Source organism: Streptococcus mitis, assembly GCF_001281025.1.
Classification (GTDB): domain Bacteria; phylum Bacillota; class Bacilli; order Lactobacillales; family Streptococcaceae; genus Streptococcus; species Streptococcus mitis_AK.
Genome location: NZ_CP012646.1, coordinates 1,852,854 through 1,868,967, shown reverse-complemented (window position 1 = coordinate 1,868,967; position 16,114 = coordinate 1,852,854). Strand labels below are relative to the sequence as shown.

Sequence of the window (16,114 nt, the reverse complement as noted above, 5' to 3'; positions counted from 1 at the left end):
GGAGCAAATCAATGCCAAATTACAATATTCCATTTTCACCACCCGATATTACAGAAGCAGAAATTGCTGAAGTAGCGGATACCCTGCGTTCTGGTTGGATTACAACAGGTCCCAAGACAAAAGAACTGGAGCGTCGCTTGTCTCAATACACACAGACGCCCAAGACTGTCTGTCTTAACTCTGCGACTGCCGCGCTTGAGTTGATTTTGCGCGTCTTGGAAGTTGGACCTGGTGATGAGGTTATCGTTCCAGCCATGACCTATACAGCTTCATGTAGTGTTATCACTCACGTAGGGGCGACACCTGTCATGGTGGATATCCATGCAGATACGTTTGAGATGGATTATGACTTACTTGAGCAAGCTATCACTGAGAAAACTAAGGTTATCATCCCAGTAGAGCTTGCAGGGATTGTTTGCGACTATGACCGTTTGTTCCAAGTTGTGGAGAAGAAACGTGACCTCTTTTCTGCATCAAGCAAGTGGCAAAAAGCCTTTAACCGTATCGTGATTGTCTCTGATAGTGCCCATGCTTTGGGATCTACTTATAAAGGACAGCCAGCTGGTTCGATCGCGGACTTTACTTCCTTCTCATTCCATGCCGTTAAGAACTTTACAACGGCTGAGGGAGGAAGTGCCACTTGGAAAGCCAATCCAGCGATTGATGACGAAGAGATGTACAAGGAGTTCCAAATCCTTTCCCTTCACGGTCAAACAAAGGATGCTCTTGCCAAGATGCAATTGGGTTCTTGGGAATACGATATCGTAACACCAGCCTACAAGTGCAACATGACGGATATCATGGCTTCGATTGGTTTGGTACAATTGGACCGTTACCCTGGTTTGCTACAACGTCGTAAGGACATCGTGGACCGCTATGATCGTGGTTTTACGGGTACTCGTATCCATCCACTGGCACACAAGACTGATACTGTCGAATCTTCACGCCACCTCTACATCACCCATGTAGAAGGAGCAAGTTTAGAAGAACGCAACCTCATCATCCAAGAATTGGCCAAAGCAGGAATTGCAAGTAATGTACACTACAAACCGCTTCCTCTCTTGACAGCCTATAAGAATCTTGGTTTTGATATGGAAGATTATCCAAGAGCCTATGCCTTCTTTGAAAATGAAATTACGCTTCCTCTTCATACAAAATTAAGCGATGAAGAAGTTGATTACATCGTTAAGACTTTGGTGAGAATTTCCGAAGAAATCCTCGGTTCTGGAAAAAAATCATAAAAAAATCTTGACAAAAAGCGGACAATAGCATATAATATTCTCAACAAATCAGAAAAGTAACTATGTTTGATCTTCAGGGAGCCTGTGGTGATTGTGAACAGGTGGTTGAAAGTAGTGAAAGTGGGCTGATTTTAAAAATGAATTTGAAACAATGAAAATTCGGTGCGCACACCTTACAGTGCAACTTGTTGTTAGACAAGGTAGAGATGTAAAGGGAATAGTCCCTTTATAATTGAGGTGGCACCGCGTTACCAACGCCCTCACACAGAATCCAATCTGTGTGTGGGCTTTTTCTTTCGGTCATTTTGTTTATTTTTATTAGGGCGTTAAGTCGCTTTGATGAACTTGAGTTCTATCTGCAGCTCCTTGCCTACTACTAAAAGCAAACAAAAAGCCGAATTAATATGGAAAGAGGAAAAATTTATGACAACTAAAGGTTATTTTGGACAATTTGGTGGTAGTTTTGTACCGGAGCCGATTCAGGCTTTGTTGGATGAGTTGGAAGTGACATTTGACAAATACAAGGATGATCCAGAATTTTTGGCAGAATTTCGCCATTACTTGAAGGATTATTCAGGTCGCGAAACACCGCTTTATTTTGCGGAAAGTTTGACAGACCACCTAGGTGGAGCTAAGATTTATCTCAAACGCGAAGACCTTAACCATCTGGGTTCTCACAAGCTCAACAATGTTTTAGGACAAATTCTTCTTGCCAAACGTATGGGCAAAAAACGAGTGATCGCAGAAACAGGAGCTGGTCAGCACGGTGTTGCGACAGCAGCTGCTGCAGCTAAGTTTGGTATGGCCTGTGATGTCTACATGGGGGCAGAAGATGTGGAGCGTCAACGTCTCAATGTCTTCCGTATGGAGATGATGGGAGCGACTGTTCACGCAGTTGAAACGGGGACACGAACTCTTAAGGATGCGGTTGATGCAGCCTTTGGAGCATGGATGAATGACCTTGAGGCCTTCTACGTTTTGGGATCTGCTGTAGGACCTCATCCTTATCCTACAATTGTTCATGAATTCCAAAAAGTCATCAGTGAGGAATCTCGTCGTCAAATCTTAGAAAAAGAAGGACGCTTGCCAGACTACGTTATTGCCTGTGTAGGTGGTGGTTCCAATGCCATCGGTGCTTTTTCGCAGTATGTGGCTGATGAAGAAGTCAAATTGGTTGGGGTTGAAGCTGCTGGGCATGGACTTGATACAGACAAGCACGCAGCAACTATGACAAAAGGTAGTGTCGGAATTGTTGACGGAATGAAGACCTATGCAGTCTTTAAGGAAGATGGAGAGCTGGCCCCAGTTTACTCTATCTCAGCTGGTTTGGACTATCCAGGGGTTGGCCCAGAACATGCCTACTTTAAAGATTCAGGCCGTGTAGAATACGTAGCAGCGACAGATGAAGAAGCTGTTCAAGCCTTGCTCCTTCTTAGTAAGACAGAAGGGATTATCCCAGCGATTGAAAGTTCGCATGCTATCGCAGAAGCGGTTAAACGTGCACCGAAACTAAGTAAAGATGAGATTATCATCATCAATGTCTCTGGTCGTGGAGACAAGGATGTAGCTGCTATTGCAGACTACCTAGAAGCTAAAAAATAAAAGATGGAAAAATTACAGTCTTTTCTCTCACAGAGAGCTTGTGGTTGCTGGAAACAAGCAGAGAAAGCTGTAAGGTTGGGTCCATCTGAAACGAGAGAAGAAAACATAATTCTCAAGGGAGTGCCCTTTATCGCACAGCCTGTTATAGGAAAGTTCTGAGACAGGAATGAGAGATAGGAGAAATCCTATAATTGAGGTGGCACCGCGAATTTCGTCCTCACGCAAGTTATTTTGCGTGGGGATTTTTCATACAGTCGCCACGGACTAGAAGTAGAACTGAAAGGGAAATTACAATGGAACGAATCATTCATGGAGATGTCTTATCACCAATCTTGGCTTATATGCGCTTAAAAGGGCAACACAAGGTGATCTTAGAAAGTATTCCGAGAGACAAGGAAACCGCTCGTTTTTCTATCCTAGCCTATAATCCTGTTTTTGAGATTAAGTTTGAAAATGGAGTCCTCTATCAAAATGGTCAAGTGATTGATCGGGATCCTTTGGATTTCCTTTATCAAGTGACTCATAAGAGCCAGCACCATTCAGACCTCCCTTTTGGTGGGGGAGCCATTGGCTTTGTGGGTTACGATATGATTTCGCTCTATGAAGAAATCGGTCAAATCCCTCAAGATACCATTGGGACACCAGACATGCATTTCTTTGTCTATGAGAGCTATATGGTTTTTGACCACAAGAAGGAAAAAATTCATGTCATAGAGGATGCTCTCTATAGCGATCGCAGTCAAGAGGATTTGGAAAAAGCCTTGAAGCAAGTGCTTGAGGAATTACGCATTCCTGCTCCAAATGAATTTGAAGACTTGGATTTATCTCCGCTAGACTTCAAACCGCACATCGCTCCTCAGAAGTTTGAGCAAATGGTGGAAACCGCTCGTGACTTGATTCGTAATGGTGATATGTTCCAATGCGTGCTCAGTCAGCGTTTCTCAGCAGAAGTTACTGGAAATCCTTTTGACTTCTACAGAAATCTCCGCGTGACTAATCCTTCTAATTACCTCTATTTCTATGATTTTGGGGATTATCAAATCATCGGTGCCAGTCCTGAAAGTTTGGTTTCTGTCAAAAATGGCATCGTGACAACCAATCCGATTGCAGGTACGCGACCAAGAGGGGCTACGGATGAAGAGGACAAGGCCTTGGCGACTGACCTGCTTTCTGATGAGAAGGAAACAGCAGAACATCGGATGTTGGTAGACTTGGGGCGTAACGATATTGGTCGCATCTCTGAAACTGCTAGTGTTCAAGTCACCAAGTATATGGAAGTGGAGCTCTTCCGCTATGTCATGCATTTGACCAGCGTGGTCAAGGGACGTTTGCTTCCAGAACTCACTGCCATGGATGCTTTGAAAGCTACACTTCCAGCTGGAACAGTTTCAGGAGCACCAAAGATTCGGGCCATGAGACGCATCTATGAACTGGAAACAGAAAAACGTGGTGTATACGCAGGAGCAATCGGCTACTTGTCTGCGACGGGTGATATGGATTTCGCTATCGCCATCCGAACTATGATTCTCAAAAATCAAACAGCCTATGTGCAGGCTGGGGCAGGGATTGTCTATGACTCCATCGCCCAAAACGAATACCAAGAAACCATTAACAAGGCTAAATCTATGACTAGAATTGGAGAACTAAGACCATGATTTTATTGATTGACAACTATGATTCTTTTACCTATAATTTGGCGCAATACATTGGGAATTTCGCAGAAGTACAGGTCTTGAGAAATGATGATCCTAAGCTGTATGAAGAAGCTGAAAAAGCAGATGGTCTGGTCTTTTCTCCTGGTCCTGGTTGGCCGGTTGATGCTGGAAAGATGGAAGACATGATTCGTGACTTTGCAGGTAAGAAGCCGATTCTAGGTATTTGTTTGGGTCACCAAGCCATCGCAGAAGTCTTTGGTGGGAAGCTAGGCTTGGCTCCAAAAGTCATGCATGGGAAACAGAGCAATATCAGCTTTGAAGCGCCATCTGTTCTCTATCAAGGCATTGAGGATGGTCGTCCAGTCATGCGTTATCATAGTATTTTGATTGAAGAAATGCCAGAAGAGTTTGAAGTGACAGCTCGTTCGACTGATGACCAGGCTATTATGGGAATTCAACACAAAAGCCTGCCGATTTATGGCTTCCAATACCATCCAGAGAGTATCGGAACGCCAGATGGCTTGTCTTCTATTCGGAATTTTATCGAGAAGGTTGTAAAGTGAGGAAACTAGGATGAAAGAGATTATTGAAAAACTAGCAAAATTTGAAAATTTATCAGGTGTGGAAATGACGGATGTCATTGAGCGTATCGTAACTGGGCGTGTAACCGAAGCGCAGATTGCTTCTCTTCTCTTGGCCCTTAAGATGAAGGGGGAAACACCTGAAGAACGCACAGCCATTGCTCAAGTCATGAGAGGGCATGCCCAACATATTCCAACTGTAATTCATGATGCTATGGACAACTGTGGTACAGGTGGGGACAAGTCTTTTAGTTTTAATATTTCCACAACTGCAGCCTTTGTCTTGGCTGGTGGCGGTGTTCATATGGCAAAGCACGGTAACCGCTCGATTTCTTCTAAATCTGGTTCTGCAGATGTCCTAGAAGCCTTGGGCATCAACCTAGACCTCAAACCAGCTGAACTAGGTAAGGTCTTTGATAAAACTGGCATCGTCTTTCTCTTTGCTAAAAATATGCACCCAGCAATGAAATACATCATGCCAGCTCGTTTGGAATTGGGAATTCCAACGATCATGAACTTGACTGGTCCACTGATTCACCCAATGGCTTTGGAAACACAGCTTCTTGGAATTAGTCGTCCAGAACTTCTAGAAAGTACAGCTCAGGTTTTGAAAAACATGGGTCGTAAACGTGCCATCGTGGTTGCTGGGCCAGAAGGATTGGATGAAGCTGGTTTGAATGGAACAACCAAGATTGCACTTCTTGAGAATGGCGAAATCACCTTGTCAAGCTTTACTCCAGAGGATTTGGGGATGGAGCGCTACGCTATCGAAGATATCCGTGGTGGCAATGCTCAGGAAAATGCAGAAATTTTGCTCAGCGTTCTTAAAAATGAACCAAGTCCATTCTTGGAAACGACAGTTTTAAATGCTGGTCTTGGTTTCTATGCTAATGGTAAGGTAGATAATATCAAGGATGGAGTTGCCTTAGCTCGTCAAGTCATTGCTAGTGGCAAGGCTCTTGAAAAACTCAGACTGTTACAGGAGTACCAAAAATGAGTCAGGAATTTTTAGCACGAATCTTGGAGCAAAAGGCGCGTGAGGTTGAGCAGATGGAGCTGGAGGAAATCCAGCCCCTGCGCCAGACCTATCGCTTGGCTGACTATCTAAAACAACACCAAGACCGTTTACAGGTAATCGCTGAGGTCAAGAAAGCTAGCCCTAGTTTGGGAGATATCAATCTCGATGTGGATATTGTGCAACAGGCCCAGACTTATGAAGAAAACGGCGCAGTGATGATTTCGGTTTTGACAGATGAAGTCTTCTTTAAAGGGCATTTGGATTATCTAAAAGAGATTTCCAGTCAGGTAGAGATTCCGACGCTCAACAAGGACTTTATCATCGATGAAAAGCAAATCATCCGCGCCCGCAATGCTGGTGCGACAGTCATCTTGCTCATTGTGGCAGCCTTGTCCGAAGAACGCCTCAAGGAACTTTATGACTATGCGACAGAGCTTGGTCTGGAAGTCTTGGTGGAAACTCACAATCTAGCTGAACTAGAGGTAGCTCACAGACTTGGTGCGGAGATTATTGGTGTTAATAACCGCAATTTGACTACCTTTGAAGTTGACTTGCAGACCAGTGTAGATTTGGCTAAACATTTCAAAGATGATTGCTTGTACATTTCTGAATCTGCTATTTTCACAGGGCAGGATGCGGAACGAGTAGCACCATACTTTAATGGAATTTTAGTTGGGACAGCTCTTATGCAGGCAGAAGATGTAGCCCAGAGAATCAAGGAGTTGCAGATTGACAAAGGTTAAGATTTGTGGACTATTTACCAAAGAAGCGGTAGAAACAGCCGTTTCAGCAGGGGCAGACTATATCGGTTTTGTCTTCGCACCCAGTAAAAGACAGGTGAGCTTGGAACAGGCTGTTGAGCTGGCAAAGCTTATTCCTGCAGATGTCAAAAAGGTTGGTGTATTTGTTTCACCAAGTCGGGCAGAACTGCTAGAAGTCATTGACAAAGTTGGCTTGGACTTGGTTCAAGTTCACGGTCAGGTGGCAGATGATTTGTTTGCGGATTTGCCTTGTGCCAGTATTCAGGCTGTGCAGGTGGATGGAGAGGGTCATGTGCCCAATTCTCAGGCAAACTATCTACTCTTTGATGCCCCTGTGGCTGGGAGTGGTCAGACCTTTGACTGGGCTCAACTGGATACGATTGGACTAACTCAGCCTTTCTTTATCGCAGGTGGGCTTAATGAAGACAATGTCGTAAAAGCAATTCAACACTTTACTCCCTATGCAGTCGATGTATCAAGCGGAGTGGAGACAGACGGACAAAAAGATCATGAAAAGATTAGAAGATTTATAGAGAGGGTAAAGAATGGCATATCAAGAACCAAATAAAGATGGATTTTACGGAAAATTCGGCGGACGTTTTGTCCCAGAAACATTGATGACAGCAGTTTTGGAGTTGGAAAAGGCTTATCGTGAAAGTCAGGCAGACCCAAGTTTCCAAGAGGAATTAAACCAGCTCTTACGCCAGTATGTGGGGCGTGAAACTCCTCTTTACTACGCAAAAAACTTGACTCAGCATATCGGCGGAGCCAAGATTTATCTCAAACGGGAAGACCTTAACCATACAGGGGCCCACAAGATTAACAATGCCTTGGGACAAGTTCTTCTGGCTAAACGCATGGGCAAAAAGAAAATTATCGCTGAAACAGGTGCTGGTCAGCACGGTGTGGCAACTGCAACTGCTGCAGCCCTCTTTAACATGGAATGTACTATCTACATGGGTGAGGAAGATGTCAAACGCCAAGCCCTCAATGTGTTCCGTATGGAGCTTTTGGGAGCCAAGGTTGAGGCAGTGACAGATGGTTCGCGCGTGCTCAAGGATGCGGTCAATGCAGCACTTCGTTCATGGGTAGCTAATATCGATGATACCCACTATATCCTTGGTTCTGCCTTGGGGCCTCATCCTTTCCCAGAAATCGTTCGTGACTTCCAAAGTGTCATCGGTAGAGAAGCTAAACAACAGTACCGTGACTTAACAGGTCAAGATTTACCAGATGCCCTAGTAGCCTGTGTTGGTGGTGGTTCTAACGCTATCGGTCTCTTCCATCCATTTGTAGAAGATGAGTCAGTAGCTATGTATGGAGCTGAAGCAGCAGGACTTGGTGTGGATACGGAGCATCATGCAGCTACCTTGACCAAGGGTCGTCCTGGTGTTCTTCACGGTTCTCTCATGGATGTGCTCCAAGATGCCCATGGTCAAATTCTTGAAGCCTTCTCTATCTCAGCAGGTTTGGACTATCCTGGTATCGGTCCAGAACATTCTCACTACCACGATATCAAACGTGCCAGCTATGTCCCTGTGACAGACGAAGAAGCCTTGGAAGGATTCCAACTCTTGTCTCGTGTGGAAGGGATTATCCCAGCCTTGGAATCTAGCCACGCTATTGCTTTTGCGGTGAAATTGGCCAAAGAACTTGGACCAGAAAAGTCTATGATTGTCTGCCTATCAGGTCGTGGGGACAAGGATGTGGTTCAAGTCAAAGACCGCTTGGAAGCAGATGCAGCAAAGAAGGGAGAAACTCATGCCTAAGACACTAACAGAAAAATTAAACGCTATTAAAGCAGCTGGAAAAGGAATTTTCGTTCCCTATATCATGGCTGGAGACCATGAGAAAGGTTTGGATGGACTTGGGGAAACGATTCACTTTTTAGAAGATTTAGGTGTTTCGGCCATTGAAGTGGGTATTCCTTTTTCAGATCCTGTCGCAGATGGACCTGTTATCGAAGAAGCTGGTTTGCGTAGTTTAGCCCATGGGACTTCGACACAAGCTTTGGTTGAAACCTTGAAAACTATTGAAACAGAGGTTCCGCTGATCATCATGACCTACTTCAACCCCCTCTTTCAGTACGGTGTGGAGAACTTTGTCAAAGATTTGGAAGATACAGCGGTTAAGGGCTTGATTATTCCAGACCTGCCTCATGAGCATGCCAACTTTGTAGAACCATTTTTGGCAGATACAGACATTGCTTTGATTCCTTTAGTAAGCTTGACAACAGGGATTGAGCGCCAAAAAGAGTTGATCAAGGGAGCAGAAGGCTTCGTCTATGCTGTTGCTATCAACGGGGTGACAGGGAAATCAGGCAATTACCGCGCAGATTTGGACAAGCACTTGGCACAACTTCATCAAGTGGCCGATATCCCAGTCTTGACAGGATTTGGCGTATCTAGTCAAGCTGATGTAGAACGTTTCAATGCGGTGTCAGATGGCGTTATCGTCGGTTCGAAAATTGTAAAAGCTCTCCACCAAGGAGAGCCGATTCAGGACTTTATCACACAAGCAGTAGCTTACCAAAAATAATCACACAAGCAGCAAACAAGAGGAAAGGCACGAAAGGAAGTCTTTCCTTTTTCTTTTGCAGGAGAAAGGCTAGAATTCCCATCGTAGAAGCAAACTGAATCAAGATGAGTAATTCGGTCGCACTAAAGACGAGAGCGCAAGAAGCTAGAAAGAGAAAATCCCCTGCGCCCATGCGAATATTGATAAAATGAGCCACAATTCCAAGGACAAGGAAGAAGACCATGACCAGATTCCAGCCAGATCCGGCCATTAGGATTAGGTGGAAAGTCATCCAGACTAGTAAGGGATATTCCTGATGGCGAAAGTCGTAGATGCCCAAGGTCAAACCAGCGGTGATTAGGACGACTTGCCCCAAGGAAAGCAATTCCCAAGACCAAGCCAGAAAGAGGAGTCCTAAGCCCAATTCAAAAAGGGCATACCAGACAGGATATGTAGCCTTGCAGTAGCGACAGCGAAAGCGATTGAAGACCTGTGAGAGAATCGGAATCAAATCTAAGGGAGGCAAGCGAGTCTGACAGGAATCGCAGTGACTAGCAGGTTGGATAATGGATTGCTCTGGAAAACGGTCAATGACCAAACCAAGAAAGGAAGCGAGAATGCTCCCGACAAGAAAAAAATAAAAATCAATCATACTTATCTATTCGTAAAAAATAGGAGAAGTAGTATAATGGAGAAACATAGATAAGATTGTGAGGCAAAGATGATAATTCGTTTTGAAGAAAAGGTGAGCACAGAAAACGCTCAGCTTGTATGCCAATGGTCCAACTCCCTTGGCAAATCCTTTCAAGAACAATGGATGGGACCAAGGATTCCTTTTCCCTTGACCATTCAAGTTTTGCAAGATTTGGAAGGAATCTTTTCAATCTTTGAAGGACAAGAGTTTGTGGGGCTTATCCAGAAAATCAGGCAAGAAGACAGCAATCTTCATATTGGACGCTTTTTTATCAATCCCCAGAAACAGGGACAAGGCTTAGGTAGGCAGGCTTTAAGGAAATTTGTTAGTTTGATCTTTGAAAATGGAGACATAGGTAGTATTTCTTTAAATGTCCTCGAAGCAAATCAAGCAGCCCAGCACCTTTATCAAAAAGAAGGATTTGAAATCGTTCAAATGGTTGAAGCACCTGTACGAAAATACATCATGAAAAAGAGTAGATAGAAAGTAAAAATCCTTGAAATCAATGTTGACTGCGATTATGAACCTGAATCAGCTCCTCAAAAGGGACTGTATATGAATGAACGTTACCAGTGTTTAAAAACTAAAGAATATCAGGCATTTTTATCTTCCAAGGGTAGACAAATTTCCGCTAAACGTAAGATTGATATGAAATCTGTCTTTGGGCAGATAAAGGTTTGTTTGGTTATAAGAGATGTCATCTGAGAGGTAAGCGTAAAGTGAGAATTGACATGGGATTCGTACTCACGGTCAACAACCTGCTGAAATATAATAAGAGAAAGAGGTGAAATTAAAAAGCTAGAGTTCCGCAATTGGAAATCTCTAGCTTTTTGTTTTCTGAGAATCATCTTGACTCAGACTCTTTTGACTAATGTTACTAAAGAGATAAAGTAACTTTTAGCCTTATTTATTGTCGCCACTCAACATGTTTTTGATACCTTCTACAGCACCTTCTACAGCGTCTTTGGCATCTTCAGCAACTTCTTTTACTTTAGAAACAACTTTTTCAGCTGCTCCTTCTTTTTCCATTTTTTCATCACCGATGACTTTCCCAACACCTTCTTTAATAGAACCTTTAGCTTGATTTAATTTTTCTTCTACTGACATGATAATTTCTCCTGTTATATTTATTTTATCTTAGTTTACACGAGTTTTTTCGTGAGATACTACACCAGTTGCTGCACCTTTAACAGCTTCTACACCTTCGCTAACTTTTTCTTGAACAGTTGAGAAACCAGATCCAAGACCAGATTTAGCTTTTTCGAATTGTTCTGAAGCGAATTCTCCTGTTGATTCAGCAACGTCAGATACGCGATCTTGAAGGCTTACTGAGTCTGCTTCATGTTGTTCTTTAGTTTTGATGTCGACAACGTTTACGTTGATTTCAACAACTTCCAAGTCAGTCATTTTAGCAACTTCTGAAGATACGATTTCTCTGATTTCTGAATATAAAGCTGGAACATTTTTTTGGTACTCAACAATAACGTTTAAGTCAACTGCAACTTGTGTTTTACCAACTTCTACGTTGACACCACTTGTTACGTCATCGCTGTTAACGATTTTTTCTTTAAGATTTGAGAAGAAACCACCGTCGATTCCCAAAAGACCTGAAACGTTTTCTAGTGACAGACCAATGATTTTTTGGATAACTTTATCTTCGTAAGTAAGTTCTCCTTTGATTTCGTGAGCTACAGCAGTAGCATCTTTCTTTTCTACGTTAGTGTTAATGTTTTTTTCGTTTGACATATGAAACTCCTTTAATTAAATTAGTAATTTTTATTTTTTTTATTTATCTATATAGTTTTTTTCGATATATAATCCAGCTGCAACTCCCAGTGCTCCTAAAATCAATACAAATATTGTTTTGAAGAAGCCAAAGGAGACAATCAAACAAGCGAGAAATACGCCTATGAGACCTGCGATTATTGGATATCGATATTGTTTAAGCCATTCCATTTTTACTTCCTTACTTTACACGACTAGCAGTTTTTTTCTTTTGAGCTTTAGGCTGTGGCTGATAGTCTTTTACCAAGACGTCCAATTTCACCTGACGCTCAATACCAAAGAATTGCTTTAATCCATTAGCTATTTCATTTTGAATTAGTTGGCATCTGTCAGCGATGTTGTCCGAAGGAAGAATTTTACCTTCTACATGAACGAAACATTTATTTTTTCGTAAATTTACATGAACAGTTGGGTTCTTGATCAATCCATGATCACTCACCAAACTTCTAACAAAACCTTCGATTGCTGAATTCTTTAATTTCAATGTATCGTTTTTAGTTTCAAGTTGAATTTCCAAATAACGTTTAGGATAAAACAACACAACTAACATCGATAACAAAACTAAAGTTGATAGAGCCACTATCCCCCAGAATATATATCTAGAGAGATAGAATTCAACGAAATGATTCTGTCTCCAGCTAAATAGCTGAATGCCTAGATCACTAACTTGATGATAATCTATCAAAACAGGAAGGAAAATTGTCAAGATTAAAATACAGAAAATAATTAAACATATTTTCTTTGCTTTTGACATATACAATCCTTTCGATTTAACATTAAACTATTTTTACCCGTCTAATCTATTTAAAAATAGTTTATTCTACAAGTAATTATTTTTTACCTGTAAAGAATGACACTACAGTAATCACAATAGCTGCACCTACAATAGATGGGATCAAAGCCATTCCAGCGATTGATGGGCCCCAACTACCTAAAAGGGATTGTCCTACAGATGCCCCGACTAAACCAGCGAATACATTTGCGATGATTCCCATAGAACTACCTTTTTTAGTGATTTTACCTGCCAAGAGACCAATAAGACCTCCTGCAATAATTGACCACAACATTGCTTACCCTCCTTTTTTATTTTAATCTCAAAAAATCAATTTTTTTGATTGTTGCTATTATATAATTTTTAAAATTAAAAATATAATCTTTCGACTTGAATTTGATTCTGTATTCACGCCCTCAATAGACGCTAAAATAAGAAAATTGTTTATATATTGCCTCCGTAGTGTTATTATACGAGATAAAGGATCTTAGTAAAAGTCGTTATAGCATGCTATACCTTTTCTTTGTGGTATAATTGCAAGAGGTTTAATCCGATAATTTATAAAGAGAGAAAGACATTCATGAGAGATTTATTATCTAAAAAAAGTCATAGGCAATTAGAATTATTAGAATTATTATTTGAACATAAACGATGGTTTCATCGTTCTGAACTAGCAGAGTTACTAAATTGTACAGAACGTGCAGTCAAAGATGATCTATCCCATGTTAAATCTGCTTTTCCTTACTTGATTTTTCATTCTTCTACTAATGGTATACGCATTATTAATACCGATGATAGTGATATTGAAATGGTTTACCATCATTTCTTTAAACATTCAACTCATTTTTTGATTTTAGAATTTATCTTCTTTAATGAAGGGTGTCAAGCTGAGAGTATTTGTAAAGAATTTTATATCAGTTCTTCCTCTCTTTACCGTATCATCAGTCATATTAATAAAATTATTAAGAAACAATATCGTTTTGAAATTAACCTTAATCCAGTTCGAATCACAGGAAATGAGATTGATATCCGTTACTTTTTTGCTCAGTATTTTTCAGAGAAATATTATTTCTTTGAATGGCCTTTTGAAGATTTTTCAGTAGAACCTTTGTGTAAGCTGTTAGCACTGGTCTATAAAGAAACAGCATTTCCTGTCAATTTCGCAACTCAAAGAATGCTAAAGTTGCTCCTCGTTACGAATTTATATCGAATAAAGTTTAGTCATTTCTTGGAAGTTGAGAAAAATTCTTTTAACGACCAAAGTTTGAATGCTTTGATGCAGGCAGAAGGAATAGAAGGTGTTGCACAGAGTTTTGAATCAGAATACAATCTCTCTTTAGATGAAGAAGTTGTTTGCCAATTATTTGTGTCTTACTTTCAAAAAATGTTTTTCATAGATGAAAGTCTCTTTATAAAATGCGTAAAAAATGATAGCTATGTTGAAAAATCTTACCATCTATTGAGTGATTTTATTGATCAGATTTCAGTCAAGTATCAGATTGAGATTGAGAATAAGGATAATCTGATTTGGCATCTGCATAATACCGCACATCTGTATCGTCAAGAGTTGTCCACTGAGTTTATTCTATTTGATCAAAAAGGGAATACAATCAGGAATTTTCAAAATATTTTTCCTAAATTTGTTTCAGAGGTGAAGGAAGGAATTGAACATTATCTAGAGGTTTTAGGTATGGATTGTAATTCGATGAAAGTCAATCATTTGTCCTATACTTTTATCACCCATAGCAAACACTTAGTTCTAAATCTTTTACAAAATCAACCTAAATTAAAGGTTTTAGTCATGAGCAATTTTGATCAGTATCATGCAAAATCAGTAGCGGAAACACTTTCTTATTATTGCAGCAACAATTTTGAACTGGAAGTTTGGAATGAATTAGAGTTATCACTTGAGTCTCTAAAAGATTCACCTTACGATATCATTATTTCTAATTTTATTATTCCTCCTATTGAAAATAAGAGACTAATCTATTCCAATAATGTCAATACAGTCGCTCTCATCTCTTTGCTTAACGCAATGATGTTTATTCGATTAGATTAGTAACCTAAAATAACAAAAAAACGCTATTTAGCGTTTGAACTGTACCTCAAAAGTTAGACAGAAAAAATCTAATTTTTTGGGTGTTTTTGTTAAGAAAATACCTTCAATCATTTAAGCAAAATGTACATCTAGATTCATAGCCCTCTAAAACTCTTGCTTTTTTGTAGAAGATACGAAAAAAGCCATGAAACCAAGGCTTTTCCTGTTTTATGTAGATGTTTACACATGAAAATTGAAGTATTTTCAAAAGCTAATTGGAGTGATTTTATTAATGATGGGATAAATGATCTGGCCAAAAATGATTGAGAAATAGTTGCCAAAAAAACGTTTGCATGATACTATATATTGAAAGGAGGTGATAATATGGTAGAACGAAAAAAATCAATTACCATGAAAGATGTTGCTTTAGAAGCAGGAGTTAGTGTTGGAACAGTTTCACGTGTGATTAATAAAGAAAAAGGCATTAAAGAAATAACTTTAAGGAAAGTTCAAAGGGCTATAAAAACATTGGACTATATCCCTGATAATTATGCTCGAGGTATGAAAAAGAATAGAACAGAAACTATCGCTTTGATTATTCCGAGCATATGGCATCCATTTTTCTCGGAGTTTGCCTATCATGTTGAGAAAGAGTTATTAAAATATAATTATAAATTATTTATTTGTAACGCTGATAGTGATTCACAAAATGAAATCGAATATATCGAAATGTTGAAACAAAATAAAGTGGATGGAATTATTGGTATTACATATTCTGATATTGACAAATATATTTTATCTGATTTACCGTTTGTAAGTATAGATAGACATTTTTCGGAAAATGTATGCTATGTTACTTCAGCAAATTACAAAGGAGGACAAACTGCAGCAGAGGAACTGGTTAGAAGGGATAATAAGCACCTTGCTTTTATTGGTTCAATTAATATGTATGAGAATGAGACTATACTCAGAAGTAAAGGATTCAGAGAAAAAGCTAAGGAATTAGGAGTAGATGTCTATAATTTTGAAATGAAAGAACCTTTAATAAATCCTGAAGATCAGATAAGAATTTTTTTGCAATCTCATAAAGAAATTGATGGTATATTTACAATAAATGATATGATGGCTCTGAGAGTTATTAGTATTATGAAGGAACTGGGGAAAATAGCACCTGATGATTACCAGATAATTGGGTTTGATGGTTTAAAAACTTCTGTCGATCAATCTTATCTAGTGTCTACAATAGTTCAAGATATTGGTATGATGGCAAAAGAATCTGTTGCAATGATACTGAAAATGATTAAGCGAGAAGAGATTCTAGAAAAACGAATCGTAATTCCCACATATTTTTGGGGAGATAAAACAACAAAAAAAATTTAAACAGCACTTGACAAATAATGAAAGCGCTGTTATAATATAAACTATAAATGAAACGTTTCAAAAACAAGTT

The 16,114-nt window shown here is 40.0% G+C and carries 18 protein-coding genes, 1 pseudogene and 2 other annotated features; of the genes and pseudogenes, 13 read left to right on the top strand and 6 right to left on the bottom strand.

What is annotated here, in order from left to right; all coding sequences use genetic code 11:
- The first annotated feature begins 11 nt into the window (after positions 1-11).
- The 9 genes from RN80_RS09225 (at position 12) to trpA (ending at position 9,396) form a co-directional block, all read left to right on the top strand.
- On the top strand, positions 12-1,241 hold the full coding sequence (locus RN80_RS09225) for a DegT/DnrJ/EryC1/StrS family aminotransferase (RefSeq protein ID WP_060628716.1): 1,230 nt from the start codon (positions 12-14) through the stop codon (positions 1,239-1,241).
- Positions 1,242-1,281: 40 nt separating this feature from the next.
- Positions 1,282-1,506 (top strand) — a binding site (T-box leader).
- Between the two features lie 158 nt (positions 1,507-1,664).
- Positions 1,665-2,843 (top strand): tryptophan synthase subunit beta, encoded by a 1,179-nt coding sequence (gene trpB, locus RN80_RS09220; RefSeq protein WP_045592556.1) that lies wholly within the window; start codon positions 1,665-1,667, stop codon positions 2,841-2,843.
- Positions 2,840-3,065 (top strand) — a binding site (T-box leader). (Overlaps the previous gene by 4 nt.)
- Before the next feature lie 71 nt (positions 3,066-3,136).
- A complete protein-coding gene (gene trpE, locus RN80_RS09210) occupies positions 3,137-4,498 on the top strand; it encodes an anthranilate synthase component I (protein WP_060628715.1) in 1,362 nt (453 codons plus the stop codon).
- On the top strand, positions 4,495-5,061 hold the full coding sequence (locus RN80_RS09205; protein ID WP_060628714.1) for an aminodeoxychorismate/anthranilate synthase component II: 567 nt from the start codon (positions 4,495-4,497) through the stop codon (positions 5,059-5,061). Before trpE ends, RN80_RS09205 begins: the two co-directional genes overlap by 4 nt.
- Positions 5,062-5,071: 10 nt before the next feature.
- Positions 5,072-6,076 carry an anthranilate phosphoribosyltransferase gene (trpD, locus tag RN80_RS09200; protein WP_060628713.1) on the top strand — a complete coding sequence of 335 codons (1,005 nt, stop codon included), beginning with the start codon at positions 5,072-5,074 and terminating at the stop codon, positions 6,074-6,076.
- A complete protein-coding gene (gene trpC, locus RN80_RS09195) occupies positions 6,073-6,840 on the top strand; it encodes an indole-3-glycerol phosphate synthase TrpC (RefSeq protein ID WP_060628712.1) in 768 nt (255 codons plus the stop codon). Before trpD ends, trpC begins: the two co-directional genes overlap by 4 nt.
- Positions 6,827-7,426, top strand: coding sequence for a phosphoribosylanthranilate isomerase (locus tag RN80_RS09190; protein ID WP_060628711.1), 600 nt, complete (start codon positions 6,827-6,829; stop codon positions 7,424-7,426). Before trpC ends, RN80_RS09190 begins: the two co-directional genes overlap by 14 nt.
- Positions 7,404-8,627, top strand: coding sequence for a tryptophan synthase subunit beta (gene trpB, locus RN80_RS09185; RefSeq protein WP_049522041.1), 1,224 nt, complete (start codon positions 7,404-7,406; stop codon positions 8,625-8,627). Before RN80_RS09190 ends, trpB (RN80_RS09185) begins: the two co-directional genes overlap by 23 nt.
- Positions 8,620-9,396 (top strand): tryptophan synthase subunit alpha, encoded by a 777-nt coding sequence (gene trpA / locus RN80_RS09180; RefSeq protein WP_049522040.1) that lies wholly within the window; start codon positions 8,620-8,622, stop codon positions 9,394-9,396. The genes trpB (RN80_RS09185) and trpA overlap by 8 nt, the downstream gene beginning before the upstream one ends.
- Here the strand turns inward: trpA and RN80_RS09175 are convergent.
- A complete protein-coding gene (locus tag RN80_RS09175) occupies positions 9,368-10,027 on the bottom strand; it encodes a prepilin peptidase (protein ID WP_049522039.1) in 660 nt (219 codons plus the stop codon). The two genes, trpA and RN80_RS09175, sit on opposite strands and share 29 nt — an antisense overlap.
- Before the next feature lie 69 nt (positions 10,028-10,096).
- On the opposite strand from RN80_RS09175, the gene RN80_RS09170 reads away from it, so the two are divergent.
- Positions 10,097-10,552: a GNAT family N-acetyltransferase gene (locus tag RN80_RS09170; protein WP_060628710.1), complete on the top strand. Its 456-nt coding sequence runs from the start codon at positions 10,097-10,099 to the stop codon at positions 10,550-10,552.
- Between the two features lie 39 nt (positions 10,553-10,591).
- Positions 10,592-10,857: pseudogene (locus RN80_RS10265) on the top strand (transposase); the annotation flags it as partial.
- A gap of 115 nt (positions 10,858-10,972) precedes the next feature.
- Here the strand turns inward: RN80_RS10265 and RN80_RS09160 are convergent.
- From RN80_RS09160 to RN80_RS09140, 5 genes are all read right to left on the bottom strand, one after another.
- Positions 10,973-11,176 carry a CsbD family protein gene (locus tag RN80_RS09160; protein ID WP_060628708.1) on the bottom strand — a complete coding sequence of 68 codons (204 nt, stop codon included), beginning with the start codon at positions 11,174-11,176 and terminating at the stop codon, positions 10,973-10,975.
- A 30-nt stretch (positions 11,177-11,206) separates the two neighbouring features.
- The gene (locus RN80_RS09155; RefSeq protein WP_060628707.1) at positions 11,207-11,815 is read right to left on the bottom strand and encodes an Asp23/Gls24 family envelope stress response protein; all 609 of its coding nucleotides are present in this window, start codon (positions 11,813-11,815) and stop codon (positions 11,207-11,209) included.
- A gap of 39 nt (positions 11,816-11,854) precedes the next feature.
- Entirely contained in the window at positions 11,855-12,025 is a 171-nt protein-coding gene (locus RN80_RS09150; protein ID WP_000455066.1) for a DUF2273 domain-containing protein, read from the bottom strand.
- Between the two features lie 10 nt (positions 12,026-12,035).
- Positions 12,036-12,608 carry an alkaline shock response membrane anchor protein AmaP gene (gene amaP, locus RN80_RS09145; protein ID WP_060628706.1) on the bottom strand — a complete coding sequence of 191 codons (573 nt, stop codon included), beginning with the start codon at positions 12,606-12,608 and terminating at the stop codon, positions 12,036-12,038.
- A 76-nt stretch (positions 12,609-12,684) separates the two neighbouring features.
- Positions 12,685-12,921, bottom strand: coding sequence for a GlsB/YeaQ/YmgE family stress response membrane protein (locus RN80_RS09140; protein ID WP_060628705.1), 237 nt, complete (start codon positions 12,919-12,921; stop codon positions 12,685-12,687).
- A gap of 285 nt (positions 12,922-13,206) precedes the next feature.
- Between RN80_RS09140 and RN80_RS09135 the strand changes: the two genes are divergently transcribed.
- Positions 13,207-14,685, top strand: coding sequence for an AcpB/EbpR/MafR family transcriptional regulator (locus tag RN80_RS09135; protein WP_060628704.1), 1,479 nt, complete (start codon positions 13,207-13,209; stop codon positions 14,683-14,685).
- A gap of 363 nt (positions 14,686-15,048) precedes the next feature.
- Entirely contained in the window at positions 15,049-16,044 is a 996-nt protein-coding gene (locus RN80_RS09130; RefSeq protein ID WP_060628703.1) for a LacI family DNA-binding transcriptional regulator, read from the top strand.
- Positions 16,045-16,114 lie beyond the last annotated feature (70 nt).